The 20,343-nt window shown below is 52.3% G+C and carries 10 protein-coding genes and 8 pseudogenes; 9 read left to right on the forward strand and 9 right to left on the reverse strand.

Annotation, left to right across the window (positions count from 1 at the left end; genetic code table 11):
- Nucleotides 1-54: 54 nt before the first annotated feature.
- Nucleotides 55-195, forward strand: a pseudogene (locus tag RR_RS21800) (ISH3 family transposase); the annotation flags it as partial.
- A 174-nt stretch (nt 196-369) separates the two neighbouring features.
- Here RR_RS21800 and RR_RS21280 read toward each other — a convergent pair.
- Nucleotides 370-626 (reverse strand): annotated as a pseudogene (locus RR_RS21280) (IS5/IS1182 family transposase); the annotation flags it as partial.
- 158 nt (nt 627-784) lie between these two features.
- On the opposite strand from RR_RS21280, the gene RR_RS21285 reads away from it, so the two are divergent.
- Complete coding sequence (locus tag RR_RS21285; RefSeq protein ID WP_011222320.1) at nt 785-1,522, forward strand: hypothetical protein; 738 nt, start codon at nt 785-787, stop codon at nt 1,520-1,522.
- A 139-nt stretch (nt 1,523-1,661) separates the two neighbouring features.
- Here the strand turns inward: RR_RS21285 and RR_RS01070 are convergent.
- A pseudogene (locus RR_RS01070) lies at nt 1,662-2,382 on the reverse strand (transposase); the annotation flags it as partial.
- Nucleotides 2,383-2,587: 205 nt separating this feature from the next.
- On the opposite strand from RR_RS01070, the gene RR_RS01075 reads away from it, so the two are divergent.
- Nucleotides 2,588-3,928 carry an ISH6-like element ISHma5 family transposase gene (locus RR_RS01075; RefSeq protein WP_011222322.1) on the forward strand — a complete coding sequence of 447 codons (1,341 nt, stop codon included), beginning with the start codon at nt 2,588-2,590 and terminating at the stop codon, nt 3,926-3,928.
- Nucleotides 3,929-4,083: 155 nt separating this feature from the next.
- Here RR_RS01075 and RR_RS01080 read toward each other — a convergent pair.
- The 4 genes and pseudogenes from RR_RS01080 to RR_RS22740 all read right to left on the reverse strand — a co-directional run.
- A pseudogene (locus RR_RS01080) lies at nt 4,084-4,380 on the reverse strand (transposase); the annotation flags it as partial.
- A gap of 6 nt (nt 4,381-4,386) precedes the next feature.
- Nucleotides 4,387-5,553 carry an AI-2E family transporter gene (locus tag RR_RS01085; RefSeq protein WP_011222323.1) on the reverse strand — a complete coding sequence of 389 codons (1,167 nt, stop codon included), beginning with the start codon at nt 5,551-5,553 and terminating at the stop codon, nt 4,387-4,389.
- 329 nt (nt 5,554-5,882) lie between these two features.
- Nucleotides 5,883-8,354 carry an efflux RND transporter permease subunit gene (locus tag RR_RS01090; RefSeq protein ID WP_011222324.1) on the reverse strand — a complete coding sequence of 824 codons (2,472 nt, stop codon included), beginning with the start codon at nt 8,352-8,354 and terminating at the stop codon, nt 5,883-5,885.
- Between the two features lie 3 nt (nt 8,355-8,357).
- Nucleotides 8,358-10,007, reverse strand: coding sequence for a COG1361 S-layer family protein (locus tag RR_RS22740; RefSeq protein WP_011222325.1), 1,650 nt, complete (start codon nt 10,005-10,007; stop codon nt 8,358-8,360).
- A 675-nt stretch (nt 10,008-10,682) separates the two neighbouring features.
- Between RR_RS22740 and RR_RS01100 the strand changes: the two genes are divergently transcribed.
- Together RR_RS01100 and RR_RS01105 are read left to right on the forward strand one after the other, a co-directional pair.
- Nucleotides 10,683-11,282, forward strand: a complete 600-nt coding sequence (locus RR_RS01100; protein ID WP_004967007.1) for a TetR/AcrR family transcriptional regulator — start codon at nt 10,683-10,685, stop codon at nt 11,280-11,282.
- Nucleotides 11,283-11,300: 18 nt separating this feature from the next.
- A pseudogene (locus tag RR_RS01105) lies at nt 11,301-12,143 on the forward strand (IS4 family transposase); the annotation flags it as partial.
- A gap of 67 nt (nt 12,144-12,210) precedes the next feature.
- Here the strand turns inward: RR_RS01105 and RR_RS01110 are convergent.
- Nucleotides 12,211-14,493, reverse strand: coding sequence for an efflux RND transporter permease subunit (locus RR_RS01110; protein WP_011222327.1), 2,283 nt, complete (start codon nt 14,491-14,493; stop codon nt 12,211-12,213).
- 14 nt (nt 14,494-14,507) lie between these two features.
- Nucleotides 14,508-16,157 (reverse strand): COG1361 S-layer family protein, encoded by a 1,650-nt coding sequence (locus RR_RS01115; protein ID WP_011222328.1) that lies wholly within the window; start codon nt 16,155-16,157, stop codon nt 14,508-14,510.
- Between the two features lie 136 nt (nt 16,158-16,293).
- On the opposite strand from RR_RS01115, the gene RR_RS01120 reads away from it, so the two are divergent.
- On the forward strand, nt 16,294-16,728 hold the full coding sequence (locus RR_RS01120) for a TetR/AcrR family transcriptional regulator (protein ID WP_011222329.1): 435 nt from the start codon (nt 16,294-16,296) through the stop codon (nt 16,726-16,728).
- On the opposite strand, the gene RR_RS01125 is transcribed toward RR_RS01120, so the two are convergent.
- A complete protein-coding gene (locus RR_RS01125; protein WP_049938460.1) occupies nt 16,706-17,533 on the reverse strand; it encodes an IS5 family transposase in 828 nt (275 codons plus the stop codon). The genes RR_RS01120 and RR_RS01125 overlap by 23 nt on opposite strands.
- A gap of 62 nt (nt 17,534-17,595) precedes the next feature.
- Here RR_RS01125 and RR_RS21805 point away from each other — a divergent pair.
- From RR_RS21805 to RR_RS23045, 3 pseudogenes are all read left to right on the forward strand, one after another.
- Nucleotides 17,596-18,590, forward strand: a pseudogene (locus RR_RS21805) (IS110 family transposase).
- Nucleotides 18,591-18,871: 281 nt separating this feature from the next.
- A pseudogene (locus RR_RS01135) lies at nt 18,872-19,672 on the forward strand (transposase); the annotation flags it as partial.
- A 409-nt stretch (nt 19,673-20,081) separates the two neighbouring features.
- Nucleotides 20,082-20,198, forward strand: a pseudogene (locus tag RR_RS23045) (zinc ribbon domain-containing protein); the annotation flags it as partial.
- Nucleotides 20,199-20,343 lie beyond the last annotated feature (145 nt).

A 20,343-nucleotide genomic window follows, 5' to 3' on the forward strand; every position in this document is an offset into this window, starting at 1 on the left:
CACATCGGGTTAGAGGAGGCGTCTGCTTGGATGCGGTGTAAAGCCTAGCGGCGCCCTGCCGTGGGGGGGCGCCGCCTCTTGCGGTGGTCGTTCACGGAGTTTTGCGAAATGACGCTTCGCGCAGTTTGGACAGCACTTGGTGTCCGCAGGTCTGTTCCAGCGAATCAACCACTTGACGACCGGTTCTTCCGGTAACTGTCCATCGGGCCGGACAGCGGTCGTCAGTGGTGACACTGTCGCGTCGGCGGCAGTCCGCCGCCGACAGCGACGGTCCATCCCGAAAATCATGCTCACCAACGGTTCGAAGATGCTTCACAGCTAGTTCGGTTTGGTTCACCGCCATCAAACGGGGTTACGCGGCTGTCAATGTGATCGACTGAGCTTGGAGTGCTGTGGGAGATCGGCCTTTTCGAGGCCAGCCTCTTCGAGAATATGTGGCATCTCGCTCAGCAGATCTAACGCCCCTCGGTATGGCTTCTCCAAGTAAACCCGGAGAGAATGGAGCGATACAACGGCGTAGTCGGCGAAGCCACCACCCCGTTGGGGGTGGCGACTTCGCTTCGGCCACCGACAGCATTTTTAGCTAACTGAACCGCCTTGCTCATGAAGCAGCAAATATTCGACATAGACTATCGGCTGTTTCTTTCTCCTTCCCACTAGCTCTGGCGGTCGAAGCCGGCGCTGTCTTTCAGTTAGGCGGTGCCATCATCTGAATCGTTCTATTGTAGTTATCATATAACAATACCAGTTGAGAATCTCTGAGAGGCTGATGAGGAAAAAAATCATGATTGGTGTTGTCATAGTTGCTGTAGTAGGTGCTGGTACTGCAACCAGCACTGGAATCCCAGCATTGCAAGTGCCGAATCCGACTTCAGAGCCAACCCCAACACCAACAACAAACTTAGAAACAACTCCGGACCCAACCCCAGAATCAACTCCGACAGCAACCCCAACCCCAGAATCAACTCCGACAGCAACCCCAACCCCAGAATCAACTCCGACAGCAACCCCAACCCCAGAATCAACTCCGACAGCAACCCCAACCCCAGAATCAACTCCGACAGCAACCCCAACCCCAGAATCAACTCCGACACCAGCAGCAAACACAGTGGTTGTCGAAATTGGGGACTGGGGTGAGGCAGTACATAATGGTTCAGAGGTCCGGTTTCGAGTAACTAAGTATAGGATCACCGAACTTATTGAAGAGAGTGATGGAGACGTAGAAACGCCATCGGAAGGTGATAAATTTGTAGTTGCCACTATTCAGATGGCGACGGATCCCGGAAATAACGTTACTGTCGGACAAGAGCAATGGTCATTTACTGGACTTGCCGATAAGGAGCATAGCTCACATGAGGTGACTTTCGGCATCCGGAATGGGTTCCCTAATAAAACAGAGTTGCATGGAGATAATGTCCAAGGTACTATAGTTTGGGAAGTAAAATACCCAAACGATGCAGAGTTCAACATGGTACCTTATAACAACCAAACTGGGCAGGCAGGCCGTGTCGTCACGGACTAAAATATTCGCCGAGCCTGTCATAAAATCCGACTCATAGCTTCTCACAGCCCGGACCGTTTCCTCGCTCGTAGCTGGTGATTGCTCGTGCATTTCGTGGCGTGTGGATAAAGGGTGAGAGTGTCCTGTCGTTTCCACCGAAGCCGAGCGAGCGCTTGATTGTCGAATACGAGGTTTCGGCCATCCGATGCTGAAAGTACCATTTTGACCGGATGGGGGCGTTATTCGCGGTGGCGTTCAGTGACGAGCCACGGTAATTCACGGGGTAGTCGATATCTAGTGCGGCAACCTCGCACTCAGTGTTCCAGTCTTGGAAACCGTTGTCAGCAGCGACGGAAAGCAGGTCGTCCGCGTTCTGGCGGACGACCTGCGGCCCGGTCTTGGTATCGTGTTGCCAGCGTGCCGAAATATGTACGTCAAGCACAGCAATCGATTCCACATCGGTCAATATCGTCACTTTCAGCGTCTGAACGCTGTTTCCGGAGCGTTGGCGGTAGTACGATGAAGAGATATGGCGGTCGAAGAACGTGCTATCAAGTGCTGCGTGACCGGACTGCGGGTGTTGCTGCAGCGCAGCAACGCCCGCCAGACCCACATTTCCACCCGGCCAAAGGACTTGTAGATAGTTGTGTAGTCCGGGAGTTTATTCTGATCAAGGTCAAGAAGCTCACGGAGTTCAGCCATGTATTCCAGCCGATTCGGCGTTTCACGGTAGCTGTGCTCTTCTTCGACCCGGAAACAGTGCAAGACGACGTGGACCCAGGGGCGAACCCGCCACTGGCGGGCTCGCCCGCGTGCTTCCCTAACGCTTGTTTGGCTAGACGCCGACACTACTTAACGAAGTCGAGGATATCGATTTCCATGACAAAGTCGATTTTTTCGCCTTCGTCCTTCTACTCCGCTATATGGGCCGATTAGACTGCTATTCACCTATGGAAACGCTGCTATCTGCACAAACCACCGTTTTCGACAAAATGTTGGTCGTGTCGCAAAGCCCTCTAGAGTTCAGTAGCAGCTGGCTCCCGTGAGGAACGGGTCGCCTCTGGTGTCCAACCTGAGAGGTGACCCATGCACGCCACAATCGACGTGCGGTTGACCGTTAGCATCGACGACGACAAAACGATACCGCTGGCCACGCTGGCTGAGTTCATCACTGACCAGAACGTCGAGTCAGTTCTTCTCGAAGGACTGGTCGAGAGCCTCGACGCGAGCCGCGTCGAGGCGCTCTGTGGCGAAAAACATGCCAACGGCAACGGTCAACAACGATTCCAACGAGCTGGAACCGATACCCGCACAGCTGTCACAGCCGCCGGTGAGCACGAGTTCTCTCTCCACTACGTCGAGGATACTGACGCTGACCACGACGAAACCAGCTACTTCCGGCCCGTCGAAGATGTTCTCAGCTTCGACGGGCAAAACCGCTACCAGCAGGACATAGCGGCCAAGAGTGTCGATCTCGCCACCTCGCTCAGCTATCGTGACACTGCTGACCACGGCGACGGCATCCTCTCGGAGATGCCGTCGCCGACCACCATCAACCGCCGCGCCAGAGAATACGGCAGCAAGCTCAAGCAGTTCCTTCCAGACTGTGTCGCTGATACAGAGGCTGACGCTGTTACTCCTGACGGCACGAAGTGCCACAGCCAAGACGACGACCGCTCGTACCACTCCGTCCAGGCCACGCTCGGCGAAGATACTGCCGAGGAGTCACGCTCCCTGCTGGATCTCTCGGCGAACGCTGAGTGGGACAAGACAGCAGCCGACCTCGATGACATCGGCGCAGTTACTGACGACGCGACGGTCGTCAGTGACGCTGATGACGGCATCGTTGCGGCTTTTACCGACGAACACAGCGATCACCAACTCGATCTCGTCCACGTCGGCCGAACGCTCGACTACAACCTCTGGGACGACGGCGTGTTCTCCTTGGATCAGCGGAACGAGATCGTTTCGGAGGTGATCGACGAGGTGCTCCATCTGAAGAACTCGGTCGCCAAACACCGTCCAGACGAGGAGTTCGCGGCGATCCGCGAGCGGATCGCGCGAACGACTGAGCGTATCGAGAAGACAGCGTGGCAGTTGGATCAGTACGGGTCAGAGAAGGCTGCGGGGTATCTTCGGCGGTGGCTGCCATCGATCGTGACGTTTGCCGAGCAGGCCGTCGAGGGGTTCGAGGTGCCGTGGACCTCGAACCCCGTCGAACGGTTGATGGGGGAGGTCAGCAAACGGTGCAAGAACCAGTGGATGCGCTGGACAACGGAGAGATTAGAGGCGATACTCCAGCTTCGGCTGGTGAAGTACGCTGATCCAGAGTACTACCAATCGTTCCTCGACGAACTGCTCCAGCGATCGACCAAAACAGCAATGAGCTGTGACCTCTCAGTTGAGAGCACCAGAGGCAAACTCTAGACCGCTTTGCGACGCGATCAAAATGTTTACGCTGTCCTGTGGTCTGGGGTTCTCATAGCCGACAGGCGGTCGATATCTTCAGGCGGTGTGGTCGCGGTAGGGCGATAGCTGTCACTCACGCTGGCCTCGACCGGCCACTGAGGGCCGTCTAGTACCTAGCGTAACTTCTGGAGATACCCGCCGAGATACTCCTCAATCCACGAGGCCGCGAAGCTCAACTGAGTCGTCAGTTGCTCAAAGAGTTGAGTGAGGAGAGCGCGGTATTCTGCCGCGCTCTCCACGATCAACGGTGATGCTTCCCATTTGAGGCTCTTCCAGACCTGCTTGATTGGGTTGAGATCTGGAGAGCCGACCGGGAGAAAGACGAGATCGATACCGAGTTGGTGGGCTCGTCTACGCGTGTACTCGCACACGTGCGAGGAGAAGTTGTCCAAGATGAGCAGAATCCGCTGGGTATGTTAATATTCATATAATTTCGATTGGTCTGGTGGTTCGCCGGTTGCCACATAGGGTGCAACAGTTCTAAAGAACTGTGCCACAAGGACAAGCAAAATTGGTCCAAGAAAGATCCCATAAGCGCCAAACACAATCGGTCCGAGGATGTACGCAAACATAAGTAACCCCACGTGTGTTCTGTTACCGCTTACATATGGCCGAATAAGGAAATCAGGAATTGTGTCGACAACAACAAATGCTAATATGAGGAATAGGAGTACGTACCCAATTGCAGTTGCTTGTCCACTAGCGACGGCCCCAACAGTAAGAATGGCTCCGACAGGGAAGTAGACAATCTTCATCCCGACTACCGGGATCAAACTCCCTGCACCGGTAAGTGCGCCAACCAACGGTGCAAATGGAACTTGGACAGCTGCCGGAGATATCGAATTGTATGCCGAAAACACAACTATCCCAATGATTCCAGTCACGAGTGCATTCAAAATATTACCAAACAGAATTGAAGATAATTCATCGTCAACAGCTATCGCATACGACTCGACAACTCCAGATTCATCGAAATGATCGAATAGCCATCGCGAAAGACGTGGCCCATCAGTGAGTAAATAGTATGTTCCACTTAAAAGAAGAAATGCCTGAATCCCCACATCAGCGAAAACCCCAATTGAGCTGATAAGTGTCCCTAATGTTTGCTCTATCCACGTCCGAACACTGGGGGCGTTGAGTATTGTGACAATCTCTTCCGGGCTCATATCCAATAGGTCACTTATTTGCAATCCCGCAATAGGCTCTGGGAGTCCGCCACTGTCTGCAGATTGTATCGCAGAGAGGTACCCTGATGCAAGATCGTTTTGACCGATAAATTGCTGCACAGCAGGAACCACTAGTGCAAGCGTGTACGTGAACAAGAGAAGGAACGGAAGCAAAAATACCGATATTGTGGTGACAGCGAGTATCTGACGTCGGTACGGCAAGCTGTATTCACTGAAATAAGATGGAGTAGAGACACTTTCGAGTTTGCGGTAAATCGGGCGACTTGCATAATACAGGAATACGGTAAATATGAGCGTTGCTCGGAACTGTACCAATACAAAAGCTACCCCTATGAGCAAACCTAGTCCCCCTATGGCAAAGAGAGAACGTTGCTGGAATCTTGTACTGCGTTTCATCCACTAAATAGCAGTTTTCAATATAAAAAATAGTATTGATGCGAAATGAGTATACATAATTTGGTTTTAAATTATAGCTAGATATGATAAAACGTTATGAGTAAGTGTTAATATTATATATTATTATGCGGCCAAAATTGGTTTGCCGGACGCCGCAGGGAGTCGTCTCGGGGTTCAGTCCTCAACCGTCGCTCACTACGCGGTGTATGTGGGATATCGTATTTGCGGAGACTTGCTTCGAGTTTTTTCATTCGTTCGATCTTCTCAACATTGTCCTCTAAGCTATTTCCCACGGGCGGGAAGCCGCGCCGTGAACGGCGCGGAGGATGTCACATTGGGGTAGGCAGGGTAACTTCGGACCACACACTCTGGTAGCGCTCCCATAACAGGACTGCGGGAGGCAGCGCGATGATAGTGAACGCAAATGAGTAGATAACACTTATTGCCATCAATAGACCGAAGTCACCTAAAACAGGTGTGATAGCGAGTGCAAGCGCACCCGTCCCGAGTGACGTTGTGAGCATACTTCCGAGCAGAGCTCCACCTGTTCCTGAGAACGTGATAATTATCGACTCATAAGCGTCTGCGCCAGCATTATACTCATCGACAAACCGGTGAGTGGCGTGGACTGAGTATGCTATCCCAAGCCCAATTGAGATCGAGAGTATTGTTCCTGTTAATGCGTTCAATGAGATGCCGAGATATCGCATCGTCCCAAGTAGGAACGCGATTGCAAGCAGGATCGGGAAGAGGTTTACAATCCCCAGTAGCGGCTTGTCTTCTAGTACGGCGTACGCAATAATAAGGAACAACCCGGTTAGTCCCATCGCGATAATCAGTCCCTGAATTGAAGAGTTGAAAATAATACCCGTCACCGCATCGAAGACGACTATCTGGCCAGTTGCGGTCGTCTCGTATCGGAATTCCTCTGCAAATGCTCTGGCGTCGGTGGCAGCTTCGGACTGTGAGGCCTCCGAGTCAATCGCGTATTCGACCTGTGCGCTCCGCCGATCTGGGGTGAGGTACTGTTCAGCACGGTCACCAGCCGGCGAAGCAAGCAGCACATCGTAGATACGATCAAGATTACGGTCGGGGATCCCATTTCCGTTCACGTCGTTACGAGCAACCAATCTGGCGAATTCTTGATCCTGCTCGGCATATGACTGAATCACTGTCACGATGCTTGTCGGCCGAGCAGATCCGCCGTCGCCGACTGCGAGCGAGCCTGTCGCGTCATCGTTCGGCGCTGCGAGTGCCTCAAGTGCATGGCTCTCCTCGAAGTTCCCCTCAACGTACAATCTCACTGACTGGTCCTGATTGGTTGAGAAGCGGTCCTCAAGCAGATTGAGTGTCTCTGAGACGGTATACTCGCTTGGGGCGAACGGCTCTGGAAGCCCAGTCACGTACGCAGGCTGTTCTTCCGGTGGAAGGAAGTCCTCGGTTTCGAAGGAAGTGTCGACGCCACTCCCGTACATCGCTGCCATCCCACCGGTTATGAGCAACACGACAACGAATGCGATCGGCGCATACCGGCTAGCTTGGGCCGGGAACGTCAGGAATTTTCCGAGCGTCGAGTCCTCGGAAGAGATCGGTGCTGAGTTGAACTCAGGGACGTTGTAAGCTTCTCGCAGCCTGTCGACTTCTAACTTCGCTGCCGGGAGAAACAGCCCGAATATCAGGAATGTGAAAATAATCCCAATCCCTGAGGCGATCCCCATATTCCGGATTGGTGTGAGATCAGATACTACGTTTGCACCAAACCCGAACACGGTTGTAACCGTTACAATGACGAAGGCGATTAGCAGTTGGTTATTCGCTTCCCGCATCGCCTCTGTAGCATTGTATCCTGCGACGGCCTCCTCACGGTAGCGGTTGATGATATGGATCCCGAAGTCAACTCCAACCGCGAGTAGCAGTACAGGGACGGTGATCATTTGCTGACTAAATGGAATCCCGGAGAAGCCAAGGAATCCGAACGTCCAAATGATGGTCAGCAGAAGCGACAGCAAACCCAAGGAGAGGTCAATTGGATCACGGTAAGCGATAACCAAGAACAACAGCAATAACAGCACGACAACGGGCATCACGATGGTAAGTGAATCCCCGATGACGGTGGCTGTTTCAGCGTTTGTTACGCCGCTACCGAAGGCGGTTATTTCGCCAGGCTGGTCAGATGCGATAGATCGAATCGTTATCTGTACTTCTTGAAGATTGCTGTCAGAGAATCCGGAGGGCACATCGTGTGATATAAGCGTGATTGACGCTGAGGCACTTGCGCTCGTCGGGTTAAAGTCAGTTGCAAGCGTCCTGGTAAATCGTGAGTTGTCGGACAATTCACGAACGATTTTTTCGATGCGACTTGCACTCGTCGACTCGATAGCGCGTCGTTGTTCGGCTGCCGTGTCCGCTGAGGGGTCAATCTGCTGAGCAATGACCGTTGCCGGGCCATTCGCTGAGGCGGCACGGAGATTGTCCCGCGACTCAACTTCCTCTAAAACCCGGAGATCCCTGAGAAGTGCTTCCCTCGTCAGGACGTTACTTCCCGAGTGGATGAGTTGAGTAGATTCACTCTCCGGTTTGAACGGATCTTCAAATTCTTCATTGACTGCATCAAGCGCCTCTTGTTCCTCAAGACCGTCGGTGAACGAGTCAGTCGCTTCAGTATCTGTGCTGACTAATCCTACCCCGCCAGCGAATACAAGCGTGAGCACGAGAAAGCCGACAATGACTTTACGTGGACTGTCGACGATGGTGTTATTAAGCCGCCGCGTCAACACCTCTATCTGCTTGTCAAGCGACATCAGCTATTGCTGCCTCCGATAGATGACGAGCGCCGCCGTTCCAATAACGAGGAGCGCAACGGCGATAACTGGCAACGGTAGCCCACCCTCTTGGCTTTCGATTACATCAATTGGAAGTCGGTAAGTCTTGGTGAGATGGCTGTCGCCTTCGGTGTCGTCATATCGGAAGTCCAAAGAGATAGGGTAGGTACTCCCCACTGTTGCAGACCCGGTGGTAGTCAACTCGAACGTCACCGTTTTTGTCTCACCCGGGTCAAGTGACTGAACGTACCCCGTGTCGGTATCTCCCGTGTCTAACGGATCGTCGGCGAACAGTCGGACCTCGACATCGCTTGCGACTTCGTTGAGGTTGTTCGTTACTGCAACATCGACAGCACGGGAACCACCTGCTTGGATAGTACGGTTTTCAATCGTGGCATCAAAGCGATCGCGCTCAGAAGCAACCTCGGCGTCTACAGCCAATTCATCGAAAGTCCTTGTCTCACCTTCGTCGTTGCGGTATTTGATGGCCATGTCAAGTGAACGGAGCCCAGACTCGGCGCTACCGCTGATTGCAATCGGCAACGAGAAAGACTCAGATTGACCGGGATCAAGCGTTCCTACGGCAGTTGAATCTTCCGTTGGAATCACACTCTGGTCCTCCCCAGTGTACTGTACCACGACGTTGCGTGCCGGCAGGGGCCCGTCGTTGTGTACGGTACCAATCAAGTCACCGTCCTCACCGACACGAAGTTGTGACTCCACGTTACTAAGTATGAAATCCTGCTCGCGGATCGATTGGACCGTGGTCGTAATCGGGTCTGATGTTCGGTCAATTCCATCGATATCATCGTAGTTTATTTTCAAGTTAACTGAATACCCTCGTACAGGAGCGTCGGACTCAAGTGCAGCGTTATAACTGACAGTCCGGATCTCCCCTGGTTCCCAGTCGCCGACAGATGCTGTCGAAGACGTATCTCCGGATTCGAACGTTAGCGAACTACTCTGTGACTCTGCATTGATATTTGCACCTCTCGCGATTTCTGAGCCGGTGTTCTTGAGTGTGAACGAGACATCATTGTTATCGCCAACCTGCGTTGTCGCATTTGCTTCAACAATCTCAAACCGAGCATCTTCCCGAACCTGAACTGTTATTGAGCCAGTTTTCGTTTTTGTGGAGTCGCTTCCCTCAGTAGGTCCACTGGGCCCATAGCGAATATGGCGGGTATATGAATACTCGTAATTGACTGGGAGTTTATATGTTCCCGGTTCAGCATTGTCTGGGACTATAACAGAGACAGTCTTTTCTATACTTCCAGTTGGAAAGTTACCAACAGATACCTGTCCAGTTTGGACATCAATTGGAGTATCCCCGTCATCTATCTCAAAGGATAGTCCTCTAGCAGTCATAACACTATCTTCGTACTGCGATGGACCATGCTGGATAATCTGACCGTAATTAACAATCGAAACTGTGAGCTCATCGGCGGTGTCGGCTGATAACGGCTCAGATGAAGTTGTAAAAGTGACATCTGGGTTTCCAACAACGTCCCCAGATTCTGATGCCTGAGCAGTTGCAATACTGGGGACCGCACTAACAACGAATCCCACGAGTAAAACGGCAGTCAGGACGGTGGTTAACGACGGCGGGTTAGGAAGTGTGTTCTGTGTCATTTTGCGTTTACTAAGTAATCAATCAAAAGGTGCGGGTGCATATTACCCTGTTGGTTTCGGTCACCGGACTGACCGACACATAAAACCGGATCAAGAGAGGCTCTATAAAAATCCACTGAACCCCCGGAGCCTGAAGTACGTCATGGAGTCGTGAAAGTCAGCCTACGACAGACACCTCCGAGTACGGGAGCGTCACAGGGTCAGATGAGAAGGAACAGTAAAATGCGAATCGCAACCCAACTGACCAACAACGGTGCCTCTCGCCGCACCGAATTACCTCAAAGGACAGGCTGTGGCCGTATCTCAGGGGCTCTAACTCCACAGGCGGACTCTTACAAATCTAGTCAAGACGCGTTCAAGAAAATCGTTCGAGCTGTGCCTTGATTCACCAATAAGGTCTAGACGTAAGCGCCCCTATAATCTGGACAGGCGCAATGTCACGGCCACATAGAAGAGGATCCGACAGTCTCGTGCACTCCGATAGAACAGTGGTCAACAATATGCTTAAGTTAGCCGAATGAATAATCAATTATACAGCCATCTGCGGCTTGTACTCGCTATTCAGCACAATGATAAAAAACATAACTCAGTTTGACCCTGTGTCATACGCAGTGGGTAATAGAGCCGTGAGCAGTTTGAACCGTCCCAGACAACCAAAAAATAGTCGGGGTAAAGATGACTAACGAGATATCCTTCTTCCAGAATCCAGAGGGAACCCAAGAAGAGATTCTTGAAGCTACATTCTATGCATTACGTCAGCACGGGTACGCGGACCTAACTATTTCAAAAATAGGCGATGAATTCGAAAAAAGCCAGTCACTCATATATCACCACTACGATAATAAGGACGAATTGCTAGTAGATCTTCTGGACTATATGTTGGAGCAGGTCGAAAGCCAGGTCCCACTTCCCAACCAGTCGCCTGAAGAGTATATCGAAATAATCGTTGACGAGATGTTTGGCACCAACGGCAACAACAATCTCGAGTTTACCCAGGCTATAATTGAACTGCGAGCGCAAGCAGCACACGACGACAATTACGGCCGCCTCTTTCGTAGGAGTGATGATTTCATTCGGAAACAAATTGCACGTGCTATCCGGGCGGGCGTCGATGCAGGCGCATTCGATGTCGAGAATCCATCCCAAACAGCCGCGCTGTTCCACACCGTTTTAATCGGTATTCAGACAGAGCAGATTACAAGCGACGAGGAGCCCATCGACTACACCAGAGCCGAGTTCCAGCGCTACATCGAGAACTGTTTATTCCCTGAATGACCTCCTCCCCGCCGCGGGCTCCACCTGCTCCATAATGTCACTGGCCAGACGATTGATCGGTTCAGCATCACTGACGAGAAAGCGCACGACGGCACCGAGTTTTCTACGGGATCATGGCTAAAAGATCGGTTGGTACTGTTCGATCAAGCGTACTTCAAGTACCGCCGTTTTGCGCTGATTGACGAGAATAACGGATACTTCGTGAGTCGGCTGAAACCGAACGCAAACCCGAAAATAACAGCGGAATTACGGGAATGGCGTGGCGACGCCATTCCATTGGAAGGGGAGAAGATCCAGGATGTCGTGGACAACCTCTACCGAGAGCACATTGATGTAGAAGTGGAAGCGACGTTTCAGCGACGAGAGTACGCGGGCACACAATCATACGACAGCAAGACGTTTCGTGTCGTCGGCGTCCTCATCGCAGACGCCGACAACTACCATCTGTACATTACGAATCTCCCGAGAGAGGAGTTTCTGCCAGCAGATCTAGCAACGATCTATCGATGTCGGTGGGAGGTAGAACTGCTGTTTCGTGAGCTGAAGACGCAGTACAACTTGGATGAGTTCGATACGAGTAAGACGTATATCATGGAGATCCTGATATATGCGGCGTTGCTGTCGCTGTTAGTGAGCCGTGATCTGCTGGGTCTGGTCACCGAACAAGCCGACGACGAAATCGTGTTTCCGCCGGAACGCTGGGCGGCGACCTTTCGATCGCACGCCCAGCTCATCCTCTTTGAACTCGGTGAGTACCTCGGCTACTCGCCGCCATCGTTGTTAGAGCGGCTGATCGAGGATGCTCAGAAAATTCACCAGCAACGACCGATACTGCAAGAGACGCTCGCCACCGCTGCATAACCGAGGTGTGAGGCCTAACTAAAGACGAATAGCTTGCGGTGATCCGTCAACTGGGACAAGGATGGTTTCAATCATCGGTTTCTGATGGCACTATGTTTCGTGAAGCTGCTTTATCTGCGCGGACTGACTCAATCTTATCCGAGAGACGCCCAAGGGCTATAAGCGTCGGTGGTAGGGTTGCCAGAGAGGCAATGAGGGTGAGGAAGATGACACCCACAGTTAGCCACCCGAAGTCAGCTAGAATAGGGAATGGTGATAGCGTGAGTGCTGAGAACCCGAAAACAGTGGTCATCCCAGACACGGTAATCGCTTTGCCGACACGCGATCCGGCGGTTTCGACTGCATCAAGCCGGGAAATACCAGTCTGTTCGACCTCTTCGAAGTAACGTTCCATTACGATGATCGTGTATTCTGCGCCGATGCCGACACTCATTGCGCCAAGAGACGCACCAAGTGGCGACACCGATATTGACAGAGCTAACATATAGAGATTTTGCCAGCCGATGACAAATAGCATCGGGACAAGCGGGGCAACAGCCCGAAGCAGGTTTCGATAGTAGAGGAGTAATGCCCCAAAAACAAGGGCAAATCCAAGCCCAGTCGTTGCATTCCGATTTTCGATCTGCTCAACGATCGATGGTGTCGATACGGGTGATTGCCCTGTAAGCTTGGCATCGACTCCGGATGGAGGCTGACTTAATGCGATTGATGTCTCAATAGTGTCGAACAAGCCAAGTTCCTCGTCGGTGTTCATGTCTTGTTCAGCAGTTATCCGGATCTGTGCATGGCCGTTGCTGTAATACTGGGCTTTTTGATCGTCTGGGATGGCTGCTAAAGTCTGTCTAACCTCACGTTCTGTCTCTGGTAGTGTTCCGCCATTATGCTGTTTAATCAGCGTTGCTGGTGTCGAGACACTGGTAATTTGTTGCTTATCACTGGCGATGACGCGGAACCTCTCCATCCAGCGTAACACGTCTGGGTCGCGCAATTGTTCCCCACTAACAAGAATGCTGTACTGAACGGCATCACCACCCCCAGCGACAGATCGAAACTCCTGGAGATCGGTATAGGCCGGCAGGTCCTGTGGAATGAATTCCTCAGTATCCGCAGTCGTTTCTAGATCAGAACTGACCGCAAACCCACCAGCTGCGACAACAATCGCAATAGAGAGAACAATGAAAGGATTAGCTGCAAGAGTGCGTGATGTCCGCCCGAGTGCCTGTCCAAGACGGCCAATGTTACTGCTTCCGGTCTGTTCCTGTGGTGGGAACTCCGACTCATGGGAGGGACTGGCCTCCTCTTCAGATGTGCTACGGAAGCGGACCCAGAGTGTGAGGACTGGCAAGAGCACAAACAATCCAGTGATAAATGTTAGCACCACACCGAAAATAGACGTTTGTGCAAACCAGACAAACGCTGGTGATCCGATTGTGGAAACCCACGTTGCTCCGAATCCAAGTGCCGCTGAGAACATCGCAACTAGAACGGGTGGGCCAACACCACCCAATGCTAGTGGCAACGCTTCGCGTGGGCGGTGATTTTCAAGCTCTTCTTCGTACCGTTCATGAAACTGTATAGAATAGTCAATTCCCAATCCGATCAAAATTGGGAACACAGAACTGGTCAACGTTGAGTTTGGGATACCTGCGTACCCAATCGCTCCAAACGTCCAAATTACACCGACAAAGACCGCAACTATCGGGAGCAAGCGGAGTCGAACACCCCGGAACAAGAAGAATAGGGCGATAACCATTAGCCCTACAGCTAACCCGAGCAACTGCTGCGTGCTCTGCTGAATGAGTCCCGAAAGTTGCGACGAGAACGCTGCTGAACCAGTAATTGTAACGCTCACGCCGCTCGGAAATTCCCCCCATTCTTTGGCATTAATAGCATCTGTATAAATAGGCCGGGATTGTTGCTGTGTAAGCCCGGGTTCAAGAACGATGGTAACTACCGTTGAGTCTGGATTCCCAACAACCCGCTGTATTTTTTCTTGTGATCCAGGAATACGGCCATACTCTGCTCGCACTTGATCAGCAGGGCTGATTACTTGTTCAACGTCATCAACTTCGGACATTCGTCGATCATATCGATCGATAGCCCGCATTGTCGCGGGTTCTGTAACCTCTCCCCGCACAAGGGTAGCAATCGTCCCGCGGTCGAAATTATCATCATACGTATTTAATGTGGGATTTTCACCGACAAATGCGCGGTCCCCGGTGACACTTTCAATCTGTGCGGCACCGGAAAATGCTATCCCAGTGACAACAACTACGGCTGTGAGCATGATCAGTGGCCGACTCTGAATGAGTCGTCCAAGCCGTGCAAATATCGTTCGCAAGCTCATCATCGTATTATCTGAGATTAATTTTGCCGTCGGTATACAACGATAGTGCCACCGACAAGTGCAGCCATCCCAACCGCAGCCGCCGGAATTAGTGGGAACCCACCGGAATCGGCTGCACGAACTGGGACGCCAATGGTAAGTGAGCCAGTAAAGCGTGTATCTCCGTCGGACTCATCGTACCGAATCTCAACTGATGAACTATACTCTTTTGTTAGGGCAGTATCGGAAGCACTCACTCGAAACGTTGCAGTTACAGTCTCACCGGGCTCAACAGTGCCGAGATAAGCACCATCGTCTGAAGACGATAGCGGGTCATTAGTGAATAATTTGATATTCGCGTTCGTTACTGTTTCATTTCCGGTGTACCTGATCGTAGTTGTCATCTCGCCGCTGCCACCCGGCGTTACTGTCGTATTTGTTCCGATAACTTGGAATCGGTCACGCTCCTCACCGATGACGACACGCTGCCGAAGTGGTGTCGACGGTCGAAGAACATCGCCAGCATCGTTTTCATATTCAAGATCTAATGGAACAGAAATTGAGCCCGGCTCTGCTTCCTCGGGGATATTAACTGTGAACGACACCTCAGCGGATTCACCAACAGCCAGATCACCGACTGCCGCTTCACCGCTAGTTACTGTGAGTGGAAGCTGCTCCTGTTGGCCGATGCGAACGACCATATTCTGTGCAGGTGCTGGCCCCTCGTTCGTAATGGTAGCTTGGAGTGTTGCTTCAGGTTCATCTACTCTGAAATCGGTTGCCTGAACCTCACTGATTTCAAATGATCGGTCTGCTTGGACAGTAAAATTCGCTCGCGCAGTATCAGCTGTCTCTGTTATGCCGTTTCCGTTTTCGAACTCAATTGTTGCTGTGACTGGATATGTGCCCAAGTCTACATTTTCATTGGCACCCATTCGAACACTCACCGTTGTGTCTTCCCCAGGTGCCAGTGAGCCAATCGAACGAGCGGTATTCTGTGAAGGGCTTGCTGCCTTTCCGAAGAACGTTCCTTCAGTGGTCGTAGTGAAAGTGACCTCAGCGTTCGTTGCGGCGCGTGTCCCGGTATTCTCAACGGTATAGCGAACCATACCGTTGTCACCTGCGATGATACTGTCTTTACCTACCCTTGTGACATTAAATCGGGGTTCATTTTCAACTTCAAGAGTTATGTCTCGGACAACCTCTCCTGAGCGCGTTTGCCGTTCCGTGTCGTCAAGTGGTCCGAAACTTACCGCTCGCGTGTGCGAATATTCGATTACGACTGGGACCTCATATATACCTGGTTTGGCGTTGCCGACCTCAATCCTGAAATCAAGCGGCACCTGCTGGCCGTCAGCAATGGTCCCAATTGTCTGTTTACCTGATTTTACTTCAATTGGTGCGTCGAGCTTATCATCCTGTATTTCAACCTGAACATTTTTTGCACGCTGTACTTCCTCTTCAAACGCTGCTTCGTTGCCCTTTCTGAGTTCACCATCATTGACAAGGACAACTTGCAATGATTGGGCTGATTCAGCGCTGACGACTGGTTCCGGTGTCGAAGCACTGATTCCCGGCTCGCCAATGACTACCGAATCCGCTGCTACCGGCGTCGCCATGCTGAGAAGTAAGCAAGCGCAAATAGCGATGCTTACCCATTTAGTCGAGTAGAACTGCGATAGACTCATGTATTATGCCCACTGCCTGCCAGATATAATCTTGGTGAAACTACATACCACGCAATAACTGTTTATGAGCTAGTTGCTATTCAACTCGTCAAAGAAGTCACATCTATTATACAGATGAACTTGAAATCAGTACCTAATGGACGATTTAGCAAGCCAGAGTTTTCCAGAACCTGAAAGGGCGATAATGAAGGCAACCTATCAGGTACTATGCGAGTATGGGTATGCAGATCTTACGATACAACAGATTGCAGACGAATATGGAAAGACTACGACTGCAGTACATTACCACTGCGATACAAAAAATAAACTCCTCACAGCGTTCCTTGATTACCTTCTGGAGGAACTTGCCGACTCAGTTCACAATATCAGGACAACTAATCCCGAAAACCGCCTCAAGTTTCTGCTTGATGAACTTCTTGTCAAATCAAAAAATGAGCCAGTTCTCTCGATTGCGTTATTGGAAATGCAGAGCCAGACGCCATACAAGGAGCCCTTCCGTGAGCGTTTTAAACAGATGGCCGTGGTGAATCGCCAGACGGAGCTTGATTTCACTGTTTCAGAGACTGCTTGATATTGTGAACGACACACATCAAAACGAGTTCACGAAATTCACCGTACCAAGTTCGCGCACGCACGGCGTCGCCGAGCGTGCGCTTAACCGTGGAGAAGACGGTCTCACACATCGCTCGTTGGCGGTATCGAGGCCCATCGATCCGCGCGTTATGCGCGTGATCGATGGGCCGGAACTCACGATGTTTGATTAGCGGTCTTACCCCCTTTTCGCGGAGTTTTTTACGTAACTCCATCCAATCGTAGCCTTTGTCGGCAGCGAGGCTGGCGAGGTCGCCCGCGTTGCGGCGGGCGACCTGCCAGCCGAGCTGTGTGTCGTGACGTTTCTCAGTCGTACAGTGAACGTCCAGAATCGCTTGGCTTTCTGTGTCGACGAGAGCTGTCGCTTTGAGCGTCTGAACCCGGTAATTCGTCCGACGGCAGTAGTGGTTGCTAGCGTTTTCCCGGTCGAAAAACGTCGCGTCGATAGCGGCGTGACCGGATGGCTCGTGCTCCTGCGCCGAGAGGCGCAGCAGCACTCGCCAGATCGCTGTCTTGATTCTGTCAAACCACTTGACTAGCGTAGAGTGGTCGGGGAGATCGGCCGCGTTGAGGCCGATCTCCCCGAGTATTTGTGGCATCTCGTTCAGCAAATCAAGTGCTTCTCGGTAGGATTTTTCCAGGTAAACCCGCAGACAGTGCAGCGACACTACCGCATACTCGGCGAAGCCGCCACCCCCTTCGGGGGCGGCGACTTCGCCTCGCTCACCAACAGCATTTTTAGCTAACTGAACGACGTTGCTTGTGAAGCGGGAGATCTTAGATATGAATCAGCGACGGTTTCCCGCTTCATCTTCCTAATTCTGACGGTCGAAGCCGACGCCGTCCAGTGATTCACCAGAGCCTCCACAAACGGTACGCACAGGTGGCAGTAGTGGATGAGGCTGGTGAGATCGTCGAAGAGGTTCGCGTCGAGAACGCGAACCTCGACGACCTCGCCCAGCGATACGCTGGTGCTGAAGCCGCAATCGAAGCGACCAGCAATTACTACCACATCCACGATACGCTGTCGGAACATTTGGATGTGACTGTCGCTCACCCGAAGGAGCTGAATCAGATCGCTGACACCGACAAGAAAACTGATCGCGTCGACGCTAAAGAACTAGCGCGGATGGTACGGCTGAACTCTGTCCCTGAAAGCTATGTTCTAACCGACGAAGTCAGGGAAGCCCGCGCACTCGTGCGCGGGCGACAGACGTTAGTCGAAAACCGTACCAAATACGCCAACAAGATCCACGGGCTCCTTTCCGACCACGGTATCATTGAGGACGTGAAGCCGATAACCATAGAGGGACGAGAGTTCCTGCGGGAACTCTCGATCCCGTCACCATGGGACTCGTTACTAGAGTCGTACATCGAGTTGATTGAGACGCTCACCGAGGAAATTCAGAACCTCGAAGAACGATCGAAGAGCGCGCTGGGTCTCTGAAGGAGACCCAGCTGCTGATGACGATTCCCGGCGTGAGTTACTATACGGCGTTGTCGATTTACGCCGAGTTAGGCGAGATCAGTCGGTTTGACGGTGACAAATCGGTCGTCAGTTATGTCGGATTGAACCCGGTGATCCGCGAGTCAGGCGACTCGCGGATCGAGGGGAGTATTTCGAAACGTGGATCCGGTCGTGTCCGGTGGTTGCTCGTCCAGGCTGCAAATACAGCAGTTCACACCTGTAACGATGAGTATCTAAGCCGTTTCTATGAGCGGCTAGCAAGCCGGAAGAATTCACAGAAGGCGATCGTAGCCTGCGCTCGGAAAATGCTGGTGTTGATTTACCACATGCTAGACCGAGGCGAGGTGTACGATCCACCTGATGTGAGTGCGTAGACGAGGGAACTGAGGGCCGCCGGGCGGGCGGCCCTCAGTGGTCGGTCGGGGCCAGCGTTAGCGACAGCTATCGCCGTATCGCGACCGCACCGCCTGAAGATATCCGCCGCCTGCCAGCTGGGAGAACGGCAGACCACAGTACGGCGAAACTATTTTTTCGAAAACGGTGGTTTGTGTAGACAGCAGCGTTTCCATAGGTGAATAGCGCCCTCTGAGCCACACTGAGACTATCTTGGTCTTGAGACCACTAGCGTCAGCTACTAACGAGCAACTCAAACTCCGACTACCCCGACCAACACCGCTATTCAACAGAGCAGGGGAAGCAAGCGGGCAAGCCCGACTCGGGCGGGCTTGCCCGCGAGGCCCACATAGTCGCTCACTGCATTCGTAAAGAAGAAGACCACAGCCACGCCGAGCTTGTTGATCGGCTCGGTCTCATGCCGGAGATATGCGACCGACTCGGCCTTCACTCGGATACGTTACCTGATCCAACCACGTTCTACCACTCACTCGACCGGTATGCGATGTACATCTGGCGGGCGTTGCTGCGCGTTTCAGCGCAGCAACTCCCGCAATCAGGCCACGTTGCCTTGGACAGCACATTCATCGAGCGGCAGCAGGCTTCTCAACACTACCTCCAACGCTGTGGCCGGCGCGTAAAAACGATCAAAGCGACGACGCTGACCGATACAGAGTCGTTAGCAGTGCTGGACGTACATTGCTGTATCGAGCGTGAACACGACACGAAGGCTGGACCGCGGGTCGTCCACCGGAACGTGGACGACCTGCGGTCTGTCGTCGCCGACAATGGGTTCCAAGACTGGAACAGGGAATACCAAGTTGCTGCGCTCAATGTCGAGTATCTCGTTCACTACCGCGGATCTTCGATGATGGCAACCGCCAATAACGCACTCATCCGAGCAAAGGGCTACACGCAACGCTGGATGGCTGAAACAACGTGCTCCTCGGTCAAGCGAACGCAGGCCGCTGCCCTGCGTTCGCGGTTCTGGTACCGACAGTTCCGTGAAATCGTTCTTCTCTTCGCTCTCAACAACATCAAGAAACTCGCTAGAACGCTCTAATCGTCTTTCTGTCTTGCAGTTTCAATAGAGCACACTAGACGACTCCTATGACCAGCGCGTGCGCAAAGTGAGTCTTTGCACCTCACGGCGACGCTCTAATTGAGACAACGATACCTCTATCTTTTTGTCGACCTGCGTACGTTTCTAATATGGGTTGCGGTAACTCTTGGATCTATTATCCGTTGTGACAGACCGCAACCCAGCGCCAGGGCCTGCTTTTACGCAGGTCCATGATGGCGCAAGTACGTGATTGTGACTGACGAGCGATTGATATGTGCGCCTTTGGACATTTAGGATCGACGCGTGCTAATTGACAGCAGGTGGAAACGGCGGGCTATATCGGGATGTAGGAATCCATCGGCTTCAAGTCGGCTCGGCGTACACGTCATAGCGGCGTTCTGATTGCGGATTCACGGTAGATGAGAATCGCTTGTCGCGCAACGACTTCCAGTGCATGAACTGTGGATTGGAAGCGAATTCAGATCACAACGCGGTAAAGAATATCCGTATACGGTATGCCCGTTGAGGCCAACAGTCGTCTTGGCGGACTGGCGACAGTCAACTTGTCCTGAAGTCTGAAACGTTGAAACCGAACGCCGGATTTACCGGCTACCTCGATGGGTTCAATCCCGAGTTCACGGACGAGCCCTACCCTCTACGAGTGAAGTCGT

The sequence above is a fragment of the Haloarcula marismortui ATCC 43049 genome, assembly GCF_000011085.1.
Taxonomy (GTDB): domain Archaea; phylum Halobacteriota; class Halobacteria; order Halobacteriales; family Haloarculaceae; genus Haloarcula; species Haloarcula marismortui.